Source organism: Streptomyces sp. UNOB3_S3 (assembly GCF_020740895.1).
Classification (GTDB): Bacteria; Actinomycetota; Actinomycetes; order Streptomycetales; family Streptomycetaceae; genus Streptomyces.
In genome coordinates this window covers 1-11,658 of record NZ_JAILXP010000235.1, presented here as the reverse complement: position 1 = coordinate 11,658, position 11,658 = coordinate 1, and the positions used below count along the sequence as shown (strand labels likewise).

The window sequence follows — 11,658 nt, the reverse complement described above, 5'->3', positions numbered from 1 at the left end:
GTGCGGGGGTCGCGCAGCCGGGCGAGGGCGTGGGCGGCGGTGGCGCAGCGCACGGGCTCGCGGTAGTTGAGGAGGAGGACGAGCGTCTCGAAGGCGCGACGGTCGCCCTTGACGCCGAGGGCGAAGGCGGCGATCTCCCGCGCCCACAGGGGGCGTTCGGGGGCCACCAGGACCTCGGCGAGTTCGTCGCGCGCGGTGGTGTCGTCGGCCCGGACCAGCGCGAGCAGCCGTTCGTAGGCCGTGAATTCGGCCGGGGAGACCAGTTCGGCCCGGACCCGTCGCAGCAGCGCGCGGAATTCGTCGTCCATGTCCCGCTCTCCTCCCCGAGTGGCCTGGGCCACATCGTAAGTCGCGCGTACGACCCCTGGCGCTCTTGGTTACCCGTGAGTTAATCTCCCGGCAAGAGCAGTACCCCCGCTCTGGCGCCTGGTGACGCAGCCGCCACAGCGTTGACGTCGGTTCGGTTCTCTCCGAGTACGGCGCGCCCCGGGACAGGGCCGCCGGTCGTACAACTCCCTTCCGCGGCCCCCCCTTCGTCCGGTCCCGGAAGCCTCTGGCCGCCGCCTCGCGCGCGGTCGCCGACCGCCGTCCGCTCCCCTCGCGCAGGGGAACACCTTCTGGAGTCTCACGATGGACCGTACGTCCACCTCTGAGCCGTCCTCCCTCAGCCCGAAGTCTCTCAGGACCGTCGCCGTGATCGGGCTCGGCACGATGGGTACCGGCATCGCCGAAGTGCTCACACTGGCCGGCCGCGACGTCGTCGGCGTCGACGTCAGCGCCGCGGCGGCCCTGCGGGCCGGCGCGGCGCTGGAGGCCGCCACCGCCCGCGCGGTGGAGCGCGGCCGGATCACCGGGCCCGAGCGCCGGGCCGCCCTCGCACGCTTCCGCACCTCCACCGACCTGGCCGCGGCCGCCGACGCCGATCTGGTGATCGAGGTCGTGCCGGAGGACTACGACCTCAAGCACGAGGTGTTCACCGCCCTCGACGCGGTCGTGCGCCCCACCACGATCCTGGCGACCGGCACCAACGCCCTGTCGGTGACCCGGCTGGCCGCCGACTCGGCGCACCCGGAGCGGGTCCTGGGCCTCCACTTCTTCAACCCGGCGCCGGCGATGAAGCTGGTGGAGATCGTCTCCTCGGTGCTCACCGACCCGGGCGCCGTGGCCGCCGTCACCGATCTCGCCCATGAGCTGGGCAAGGAGCCGGTCGCGGTGGGCGACCGGCCCGGATTCGTCGCCGACGGGCTGCTGTTCGGCTATCTCAACCAGGCCGCCGCGATGTACGAGGCGCGCTACGCCACCCGCGAGGACATCGACGCGGCGATGCGGCTGGGCTGCGGGCTGCCGATGGGGCCGCTCGCGCTGCTGGACCTGATCGGCGTGGACACGGCCCGGACGGTCCTGGAGGCGATGTACGCCGCCTCGCAGGACCGGCTCCACGCGCCCGCGCCCATCCTGGGACAACTGGCGGCGGCCGGGCTGACCGGCCGCAAGGCGGGGCGCGGCTTCTACACCTACGAGGCCCCCGGCTCCTCCGCGATCGTGCCGGACGCCCTGACCCCGGCCCCGCCGGCCGCCCGGGGAGCGGGCGGTCGCGCGGTGGACCTCGTCGGCGTGGTGGGCTCGGGGACGATGGCGAGCGGCATCGCCGAGGTCTTCGCCAGGGCGGGTCTGCCCGTGGTGCTGGTGGCGCGGACGCCGGAGAAGGCGGAGGCGGCCAAGGGGCGGATCGCGAAGTCGCTGGCGCGCGCGGTGACGAAGGGGCGGATGACGGCGGAGGAGCGGGACGCCGCGCTCGCGGCCGTGACCCCGGCGGGCTCGCTGGACGCGCTGGCCGAGGTGGACCTGGCCGTGGAGGCGGTGGCGGAGGACCTGGACGTCAAGCGGGAGCTGTTCGCCGCGCTGGACAAGGTCGTGAAGCCGGGCGCGGTGCTGGCCACCACGACCTCCTCGCTGCCCGTCGTGGCCTGTGCCCGCGCCACCTCGCGCCCGCGGGACGTCGTCGGGATGCACTTCTTCAACCCGGCGCCGGCGATGAAGCTGGTCGAGGTGGTGCGGACGGTGCTGACCGCCGACGACGCCCACGCCACCGTCCGCGCGGTGTGCGCCCGGGTCCGCAAGCACCCGGTGGACTGCGGGGACCGGGCCGGTTTCATCGTGAACGCCCTGTTGTTCCCGTATCTGAACAACGCGGTCAAGATGGTCCAGGAGCACTACGCCTCGCTGGACGAGATCGACGCGGCGATGCGGCTCGGCGGCGGCTATCCGATGGGCCCGTTCGAACTGCTCGACGTCGTGGGCCTGGACGTCTCCCTGGCCATCGAGAAGGTGCTGCACCGCGAGTTCCGGGATCCGGGGCTGGCGCCCGCGCCGCTGCTGGAGCACCTGGTGGCGGCGGGCTGCCTGGGCCGCAAGACCGGCCGCGGCTTCCGTGAGTACGCGAAGGCCTGACCGGCCGGTGCCCGCCGAAGGGGCGGGGTGGGGCGGACTGCTCGAACCCCGGACAGGTCCGTCCCGCCACGCCTGCACGGACGCGTGTTACGTTCCCCACATGTCCCAGCCCGCCAAGTCCGCCCGCGTACCGCGCGGGGCCACCATCGAGTCAGGAGGAGCCCCGGGCCCGAAGGCCGCCAAGGACCGCCGGGAGACGGTGAGCGCCGGTGCCCGCCGCGCCGCCGCCCAGCGGCTCACCATGCGCCGCAAACTGGCCGCCGCGGCGATGGAGTTGTTCGCCTCCAAGGGCTACGAGGCGACGACCGTCGACGAGATCGCGGCCACGGCCGGGGTGGCCCGGCGCACGTTCTTCCGCCATTTCCGCTCCAAGGAAGAGGCGATCTTCCCCGACCACGACGACACGCTCGTCCGGGCCGCCGGCGTGCTGGACGCCGCACCACCGCACGAGAACCCGCTGGACACCGTCTGCCGGGGGATCAAGGAGGTGATGCGGATGTACGCGGCCTCCCCCGCCGTCTCCGTCGAGCGCTACCGGCTGACCCGTGAGGTGCCCGCGCTGCGCGAGCGCGAGATCGCCTCGGTGGCCCGCTACGAGCGACTGTTCACCCGCTATCTGCTGGGCCACTTCGACGAGGCGGCGCACCACGCCGGGGACGACGACCCGCTGCTCGCGGAGGTCGCCGCCTCCGCGGTGGTCACCGCGCACAACCATGTGCTGCGCCGCTGGCTGCGCGGGGGCGCCCAGGGCGATCTGGAGGCCCAGCTCGACCACGCCTTCGCCATCGTGCGGGAGACGTTCGGCACCGGCATCGGCGCCGGCCGCCCCGCCCAGGAGGAGACCCCGGCCGCCTCGGCGCGGGCCCAGGGCGAGGTGCTGGTGACGGTGGCGCGGACGGACGCACCGCTGGACGAGGTCATGCGCGCGATCGAGAAGGCGCTCAAGAAGACATAGGAAAAATCCCGACAACTCACCACAACGGCCACCCCTTTGGGGTGGCCGTTCTTGCTCATCCGTGACCTCTGGATGACATCTGAGAGAAATTGTTGGCACGCAGTGTCTTGTCGAGTGGCACGCGGTGCCATACCTTGTCGGTGTCCGGGCGGCCGGCGCACCGACCACCGTCGCGTGCCGGCTGTCCCCGCAGACCCTGTCGTGCGCGCCCGGACGCCTGCGTCACCAGGCATCGCTTTTCTCCGCGCCACCCCGCGCGGGAGCACCACCCCGCCGGACCGACGGCACCGCCCCCTCGCTCCACCGCAGCGCTCCACCCCCGACGTTCCCTCAAGCCCGTTTCCACGACGTGCTTCGCCGGAGGCAAACCGTGAACCAGATCCTGGACGCCATCCTCGCGCCCGACAGCCGCGCCGAGGACTTCGCCGCGCTCCCCCTGCCCGAGTCGTACCGCGCGGTGACCGTGCACAAGGACGAGGCGGACATGTTCGCCGGGCTCCCCACCCGGGAGAAGGACCCCCGCAAGTCGCTCCACGTGGACGAGGTCCCCGTGCCCGAACTCGGGCCCGGCGAGGCCCTGGTGGCCGTCATGGCCAGCTCCGTGAACTACAACTCGGTGTGGACCTCGATCTTCGAGCCCGTGCCCACCTTCGCCTTCCTGGAGCGTTACGGAAAGCTCTCCCCCCTCGGCAAGCGGCACGACCTGCCGTACCACGTCATCGGCTCCGACCTCGCCGGCGTCGTGCTGCGCACCGGGCCCGGCGTCAACGCCTGGCGGCCCGGCGACGAGGTCGTCGCCCACTGCCTCTCGGTGGAACTGGAGTCCGCCGACGGGCACAACGACACCATGCTCGACCCGGAGCAGCGCATCTGGGGCTTCGAGACCAACTTCGGCGGACTGGCCGAGATCGCCCTGGTGAAGTCCAACCAGCTGATGCCCAAGCCGAAGCACCTGAGCTGGGAGGAGGCGGCGGCTCCCGGGCTGGTCAACTCCACCGCCTACCGCCAGCTCGTCTCCCGCAACGGCGCCGGGATGAAGCAGGGCGACAACGTGCTGATCTGGGGCGCGAGCGGCGGACTCGGCTCGTACGCCACCCAGTTCGCGCTCGCGGGCGGCGCCAACCCCATCTGTGTCGTCTCCAGCGAGAAGAAGGCGGAGATCTGCCGGCGGATGGGCGCCGATGCGGTCATCGACCGCGGCGCCGAGGACTACCGCTTCTGGAAGGACGAGCACGAGCAGGACCCGCGCGAGTGGAAGCGGTTCGGCAAGCGCATCCGCGAGCTCACCGGCGGCGAGGACGTGGACATCGTCTTCGAGCACCCCGGCCGCGAGACGTTCGGCGCCTCGGTCTACGTCACGCGCAAGGGCGGCACCATCGTCACCTGCGCCTCGACGTCCGGCTACAACCACCAGTACGACAACCGCTACCTGTGGATGTCGCTGAAGCGCATCGTCGGCTCGCACTTCGCCAACTACCGCGAGGCGTGGGAGGCCAACCGGCTGATCGCCAAGGGGAAGATCCACCCCACCCTGTCGAAGACCTACACCCTCGCCGAGACCGGCCAGGCGGCGTACGACGTCCACCGCAACCTCCACCAGGGCAAGGTCGGCGTGCTGTGCCTCGCCCCGGAGGAGGGCATGGGCGTCCGCGACCACGAGCTGCGCGAACGGCACCTGGACTCCATCAACCTCTTCCGTAATGTCTGAACCAACGACTGAAGAGACGGCGCGCACATGACTCAGCGTCAGAAGGATCGTCCGTGGCTGATGCGGACGTACGCCGGGCACTCCACGGCCGAGGCGTCCAACGAGCTCTACCGGCGCAACCTCGCCAAGGGCCAGACCGGCCTCTCGGTCGCGTTCGACCTCCCGACGCAGACCGGCTACGACCCCGACCACGTCCTCGCCCGCGGCGAGGTCGGGCGGGTCGGGGTCCCCGTCGCCCACCTCGGCGACATGCGGCGGCTGCTGAAGGACATCCCGCTGGAGCGGATGAACACCTCCATGACCATCAACGCCACCGCCATGTGGCTGCTGGCCCTGTACCAGGTGGTCGCGGAGGAGCAGGGTGCCGACATCGCCGAGCTCCAGGGGACGACGCAGAACGACATCGTCAAGGAGTACCTCTCGCGCGGGACGCACGTCTTCCCGCCCGGGCCCTCCCTGCGGCTCACCACCGACATGATCTCCTACACGGTGGGCCGCATCCCCAAGTGGAACCCGATCAACATCTGCAGCTACCACCTCCAGGAGGCGGGGGCCACCCCGGTCCAGGAGATCGCCTACGCGATGTCCACGGCCATCGCCGTCCTGGACGCGGTCCGGGACTCCGGCCAGGTGCCGGCCGAGCGCTTCGGCGACGTCGTCGCCCGGATCTCCTTCTTCGTCAACGCGGGCGTCCGCTTCGTCGAGGAGATGTGCAAGATGCGGGCCTTCGGCCGCATCTGGGACCGCGTCACCCGGGAGCGCTACGGCATCGAGAACCCCAAGCAGCGCCGCTTCCGCTACGGCGTCCAGGTCAACTCCCTCGGGCTGACCGAGGCCCAGCCGGAGAACAACGTCCAGCGCATCGTGCTGGAGATGCTCGCCGTGACCCTCTCCAAGGACGCCCGCGCCCGCGCCGTGCAGCTGCCCGCCTGGAACGAGGCGCTGGGCCTGCCCCGCCCCTGGGACCAGCAGTGGTCGCTGCGCATCCAGCAGGTCCTCGCCCACGAGAGCGACCTGCTGGAGTACGAGGACATCTTCGCCGGCTCGCATGTGATCGAGGCCAAGGTCGAGACGCTGGTCGCCGAGTGCCTGGCCGAGATCGAGCGGATCCAGGCGATGGGCGGGGCGATGGCCGCCGTGGAGTCCGGCTACCTCAAGGCCCGATTGGTCGCCTCGCACGCCGAGCGCCGGGCCCGCATCGAGTCCGGCGAGGAGAAGATCGTCGGGGTCAACTGCTACGAGGCGACCGAGCCCAGCCCCCTCACCTCGGATCTCGACACCGCCATCATGACCGTCGACCCGGCGGGCGAGGCCCGAGTGGTCGCCGCCCTCCACGCCTGGCGCGACGACCGCGACGAGGGCCGCGCCCAGGAGGCCCTCTCGGCGCTGAAGAAGGCCGCGGCCGGCACGGAGAACCTGATGACCGCCACCCTGGAGTGCGTCCGGGCGGGCGTCACCACCGGCGAGTGGTCCTGGGCCCTGCGGGACGTCTTCGGCGAGTTCCGCGCCCCCACGGGCGTCGGCGGCGCCCCCCTGGCCGTGGCCGCCGAGGCGGGCAGCCCGCTCGCCGCCGTCCGCGAGAAGGCCGCCCGCACGGCCGGCGAGCTGGGCGCCGGCAAGCTGCGGCTGCTGGTCGGCAAGCCCGGCCTGGACGGCCACTCCAACGGCGCCGAGCAGATCGCCGTACGGGCCCGCGACGCGGGCTTCGAGGTGGTCTACCAGGGCATCCGGCTCACCCCGGAACAGATCGTCTCGGCGGCCGTCGCCGAGGACGTCCACTGCGTGGGTCTGTCGATCCTCTCCGGCTCGCACACCGAGCTCGTCCCCGACGTACTGGCCCGGCTGCGCGACGCGGGGTCGGACGACATACCCGTGATCGTCGGTGGCATCATCCCGTCCGCGGACGCCACCGCCCTCAAGGCGGCCGGAGTCGCGGCCGTCTTCACCCCCAAGGACTTCGGCATCACGGAGATCATCGGCCGTATCGTCGACGAGATCCGCAAAGCGAACAGCCTCGACCCCCTGGAGGTCACCGCATGACCGGCACCACCCCCGCTCCGGGCAACCGTCTTCGCCCGCGCCGCTCCTGCCTCGCCGTCCCCGGCAGCAACCCGCGCTTCCTGGAGAAGGCCCAGGGCCTCCCCGTCGACCAGGTCTTCCTCGACCTGGAGGACGCCTGCGCCCCGCTGGCCAAGGAGGGCGCCCGGCACACGGTCGTCGACGCGCTGAACAAGGGCGACTGGACGGGCAAGACCCGGGTCGTGCGGGTCAACGACTGGACCACCCACTGGACGTACCGCGACGTGATCACGGTCGTCGAGGGCGCGGGGCCCAACCTCGACTGCATCATGCTGCCCAAGGTGCAGGACGCCCAGCAGATCGTCGCCCTGGACCTGCTGCTCACCCAGATCGAGAAGACCATGGGCTTCGAGGCCGGGCGCATCGGCATCGAGGCGCAGATCGAGAACGCCAAGGGCCTGGTGAACGTGGACGCGATCGCGGCCGCCTCGCCCCGCCTGGAGACGATCGTCTTCGGGCCGGCGGACTTCATGGCGTCCATCAACATGAAGTCGCTCGTGGTCGGCGAGCAGCCGCCCGGCTACCCGGCGGACGCCTACCACTACATCCTCATGCGCATCCTGATGGCCGCCCGCGCCAACGACCTCCAGGCGATCGACGGCCCCTACCTCCAGATCAAGAACGTGGACGGCTTCCGCGCGGTGGCCGGCCGCGCGGCCGCCCTGGGCTTCGACGGCAAGTGGGTGCTCCACCCCGGCCAGGTGGACGCCGCCAACGAGGTCTTCTCCCCCTCCCAGGAGGACTACGACCACGCCGAGCTGATCCTGGACGCCTACGACTGGTGCACCTCCGAGGCGGGCGGCAAGAAGGGCTCGGCGATGCTCGGCGACGAGATGATCGACGAGGCGAGCCGGAAGATGGCGCTCGTCGTCGCCGGCAAGGGCCGCGCCGCCGGAATGGTCCGCACATCCGTGTTCGAGATCCCGGAGGCGTGAGCGATGCAGTTCGGCCGCACCTATGAGGAATTCACGGTCGGTGACGTCTACAAGCACTGGCCCGGGAAAACGGTCACGGAATACGACGACCACCTCTTCTGCCTGCTGACCATGAACCACCACCCGCTGCACCTGGACGCGCATTACGCCGGGGAGACCACGGATTTCGGGAAGAACGTGGTGGTGGGCAATTACGTCTACTCGCTGCTGCTGGGCATGTCGGTGCCCGATGTCTCGGGCAAGGCGATCGCCAATCTGGAGATCGAGTCGCTCCGGCACATCGCGCCGACCTTCCACGGCGACACCCTCTACGGCGAGACCAGGGTGCTCGACAAGACCCCGTCGAAGTCGAAGAGCGACCGCGGGATCGTGTACGTCGAGACGATCGGCTACAAGCAGGACGGCACCGTGGTCTGCACCTTCCGGCGCAAGGTGATGGTGCCCACCGCCGAGTACACCGAGAAGCGCGGCGGGGAGCAGCCCGGCCGCCCCGAGCCGATCATCCGGGAGAAGTGAGATGGGCCGTCTGGCGCGCACCGAAGGGCTGACGGACGTCCAGCGGGAGATTCTCGCCACGGTCCGGGAATTCGTCGACAAAGAGATCATCCCGGTCGCGACCGAGCTGGAGCACCGTGACGAGTACCCCACCCGCATAGTCGAGGGCCTCAAGGAGCTCGGCCTCTTCGGGCTGATGATCCCGGAGGAGTACGGGGGGCTGGGTGAGTCCCTTCTCACATACGCCCTGTGCGTGGAGGAGATCGCCCGGGGCTGGATGAGTGTGTCGGGGATCATCAATACGCATTTCATCGTCGCCTACATGATCAAGCAGCACGGCACCCAGGAACAGAAGGATCACTTCCTGCCGCGCATGGCGACGGGCGAGGTGCGGGGCGCGTTCTCGATGTCGGAGCCCGGGCTGGGCTCGGATGTGTCGGCGATCACGTCCAAGGCGGTGCGCGACGGCGAGGACTACGTCCTGACCGGCCAGAAGATGTGGCTGACCAACGGCGGCTCGTCGACGCTGGTGGCCGTTCTATGCCGGACAGACTCCGAGGACGGTGCGCACCCCGAGGGCACGGCCCCGCACCGGTCGATGACGACCTTCCTGATCGAGAAGGAGCCCGGTTTCGGCCAGGTCAAGCCGGGGCTGACCATCCCCGGCAAGATCGAGAAGATGGGCTACAAGGGGGTCGACACCACCGAGCTGATCATGGACGGGCTGCGGGTGCCCGGGGCCCGGGTGCTGGGCGGCGCCACCGGCCGGGGCTTCTATCAGATGATGGACGGCGTCGAGGTCGGCCGGGTCAATGTGGCGGCCCGTGGTTGCGGCGTCGCACAGCGTGCGTTCGAGCTGGGCGTCTCCTACGCACAGCAACGTCACACCTTTGGAAAACCCATCGCTCAGCATCAGGCGATTCAGTTCAAGCTTGCCGAAATGGGGACAAAGGTCGAAGCGGCCCATGCGATGATGGTCAATGCAGCCCGGAAGAAGGACTCGGGGCAGCGCAACGACCTCGAGGCCGGCATGGCGAAGTATCTGGCCTCCGAGTACTGCAAGGAGGTCGTCGAGGACGCGTTCCGCATCCACGGCGGCTACGGCTTCTCCAAGGAGTACGAGATCGAGCGGCTCTACCGGGAGGCCCCGATGCTCCTGATCGGCGAGGGGACGGCCGAGATCCAGAAAATGATCATCGGCCGCCGGCTGCTCGAGGAGTACCGGATTCAGGGCTGACACGGGGGTTGACCGGGGAATAAAGTCCCATTTACGGTGAGATGGCGGTGATGGTGCAGAGAAGAAGATCACACCCTGTAGTCGCGGTTCGGCCATCGACTGGCCCTGGCGCTTAGCCAGTTGCCGCCCGCAACCGATAGCATCCCCGGAAAGCCGCCGTCCCCCGATCGTTATGCGGCACCCTCCGCTACGAAGGTCACCCATGCCCCACAGCTCTTCCTCTGCACCTCGCGACAGCCTCCGCGGTGTTCGCCTCGCGCGCGGAGCATCGCCGTGGCTCCTGCCGACCGTCGCCACGGCGGCGGTCAGCCTCACCAAGGCCCGCCGCTCCGGACGCTGGGCTGCGCTGGCCGTACCCACCACCGCTCTCGCGGCCGGCATGCTGTGGTTCTTCCGCGACCCCGATCGTGAGATCGGCCAGGGCCGGGTGATCTCCCCGGCCGACGGCGTGGTGCAGAGCATCATGCCCTGGAAGGACGGACGAACCCGCGTCGCGATCTTCATGAGCCCGCTCAACGTCCACGTCAACCGCGCGCCGCTGGCCGGCACGGTGACGTCGGTCGAGCACATCCCGGGTGGATTCGTGCCGGCCTTCAACAAGGAGAGCGAGAACAACGAGCGTGTCGTCTGGCACTTCGACACGGAGCTCGGTGACATCGAGATGGTCCAGATCGCCGGTGCCGTAGCCCGCCGCATCGTCCCCTACGTGGGGGCGGACACCAAGGTGGAGCAAGGCGATCGGATCGGCCTGATCCGCTTCGGTTCGCGCGTCGACATCTACCTCCCCGAGGGAGTCGAGGTCGCGGTCGAGGTCGGCCAGGCCACCACGGCAGGGGTGACACGTCTTGACCGTGATTGATCCGGACACACAGGCCGCCTGGGTTCCCGAGGCGGAGGCCGAGGACACGGACCCCATTCCGCTGTCCACCCGGCTGTCGATAGCGGACACCCTCACCCTGGGCAACGCGATCTGCGGCTTCATGGCGGTGTACTTCACCACCACCGGCGTCCTCATCCCCCACCTCACAGGGAACGAGGACGGCGGCATGGCCCGGCACAGCGCGGCCACGGCCGTGATACTGATGCTGCTCGCGTCCGTCTTCGACCTCTTCGACGGCCTCGTGGCGCGCAAGCTGCGCAGCTCGGCGATGGGCGCGGAGCTGGACAACCTGTCCGACCTGATCAGCTTCGGCCTGGCGCCCGCGTACTTCGTGGTCGTCTGGGGCATGGTCGCCGACGACGCCCACCAGCGCGTCTCGGCGGTCGCCGCGATCGTGGTGCTGCTCGCGGTCGTCCTGCGGCTGGCGCGCTTCTCGTGCGTGCCGATGCGGGACGGCATCTTCCAGGGCATGCCGAGCCCCTTCGGGGCGCTCACGGTCGTCTCGATCGTGCTGCTGGAGCTGCCCTTCGTGCCGACGCTGCTCGCGATCATGGGTGTGGCGTGGCTGATGGTCAGCCGGGTCGAGTACCCCAAGCCGCGCGGGCCGCTGGCGGTGGCCATGCTCAGCTGGATCGTGCTCAGCATGGGCCTGCTGGCCGCGTGGGCGTTCGACGCGCCCGGCGGTGAGCTCCTCCTCCAGACCGGCTGCGCGCTCCAGGTGGTCCTGGGCGCGGTGATCCCGCTCTTCGCGACGGCGCGCAGGGTGAACACCTTCCGCGACAACCGGCGCGAGGCGCGGGAGGCGGAAGCCACGCAGTAGCGCCTACGCGCGTTTCGACTGACGGCGTGGGGGCCGGGCGATCTGCCCGGCCCCCACGCCGTTCGGCGTTCCGGGCCCCGCTGCGCGGGGCCTTCGCC

The 11,658-nt window shown here is 70.3% G+C and carries 9 protein-coding genes and 1 pseudogene; 9 read left to right on the top strand and 1 reads right to left on the bottom strand.

The genetic code is table 11. The features are described from left to right. Window positions 1-308, bottom strand: a pseudogene (locus tag K6I33_RS23360) (HEAT repeat domain-containing protein); the annotation flags it as partial. A 322-nt stretch (window positions 309-630) separates the two neighbouring features. Here K6I33_RS23360 and K6I33_RS23355 point away from each other — a divergent pair. The 9 genes from K6I33_RS23355 to pssA all read left to right on the top strand — a co-directional run bounded on the left by K6I33_RS23355 (window position 631) and on the right by pssA (window position 11,560). Next, window positions 631-2,451, top strand: a complete 1,821-nt coding sequence (locus K6I33_RS23355) for a 3-hydroxyacyl-CoA dehydrogenase family protein (protein ID WP_229356438.1) — start codon at window positions 631-633, stop codon at window positions 2,449-2,451. 100 nt (window positions 2,452-2,551) lie between these two features. Beyond that, on the top strand, window positions 2,552-3,406 hold the full coding sequence (locus tag K6I33_RS23350) for a TetR family transcriptional regulator (protein WP_229356436.1): 855 nt from the start codon (window positions 2,552-2,554) through the stop codon (window positions 3,404-3,406). A gap of 370 nt (window positions 3,407-3,776) precedes the next feature. Beyond that, complete coding sequence (ccrA, locus tag K6I33_RS23345; RefSeq protein ID WP_229356434.1) at window positions 3,777-5,114, top strand: crotonyl-CoA carboxylase/reductase; 1,338 nt, start codon at window positions 3,777-3,779, stop codon at window positions 5,112-5,114. A 27-nt stretch (window positions 5,115-5,141) separates the two neighbouring features. Then, window positions 5,142-7,154 carry a protein meaA gene (locus K6I33_RS23340; protein WP_229356426.1) on the top strand — a complete coding sequence of 671 codons (2,013 nt, stop codon included), beginning with the start codon at window positions 5,142-5,144 and terminating at the stop codon, window positions 7,152-7,154. After that, window positions 7,151-8,128 (top strand): CoA ester lyase, encoded by a 978-nt coding sequence (locus K6I33_RS23335; RefSeq protein ID WP_229356424.1) that lies wholly within the window; start codon window positions 7,151-7,153, stop codon window positions 8,126-8,128. Before K6I33_RS23340 ends, K6I33_RS23335 begins: the two co-directional genes overlap by 4 nt. Window positions 8,129-8,131: 3 nt before the next feature. Beyond that, a complete protein-coding gene (locus tag K6I33_RS23330; protein ID WP_229356422.1) occupies window positions 8,132-8,644 on the top strand; it encodes a MaoC family dehydratase in 513 nt (170 codons plus the stop codon). Between the two features lies 1 nt (window position 8,645). Next, window positions 8,646-9,860 carry an acyl-CoA dehydrogenase family protein gene (locus K6I33_RS23325; protein ID WP_229356420.1) on the top strand — a complete coding sequence of 405 codons (1,215 nt, stop codon included), beginning with the start codon at window positions 8,646-8,648 and terminating at the stop codon, window positions 9,858-9,860. 202 nt (window positions 9,861-10,062) lie between these two features. Continuing rightward, window positions 10,063-10,719, top strand: coding sequence for a phosphatidylserine decarboxylase (locus K6I33_RS23320; RefSeq protein WP_229356412.1), 657 nt, complete (start codon window positions 10,063-10,065; stop codon window positions 10,717-10,719). Further along, window positions 10,706-11,560 carry a CDP-diacylglycerol--serine O-phosphatidyltransferase gene (gene pssA, locus K6I33_RS23315; RefSeq protein WP_229356409.1) on the top strand — a complete coding sequence of 285 codons (855 nt, stop codon included), beginning with the start codon at window positions 10,706-10,708 and terminating at the stop codon, window positions 11,558-11,560. Before K6I33_RS23320 ends, pssA begins: the two co-directional genes overlap by 14 nt. The last annotated feature ends 98 nt before the right edge of the window (window positions 11,561-11,658 follow it).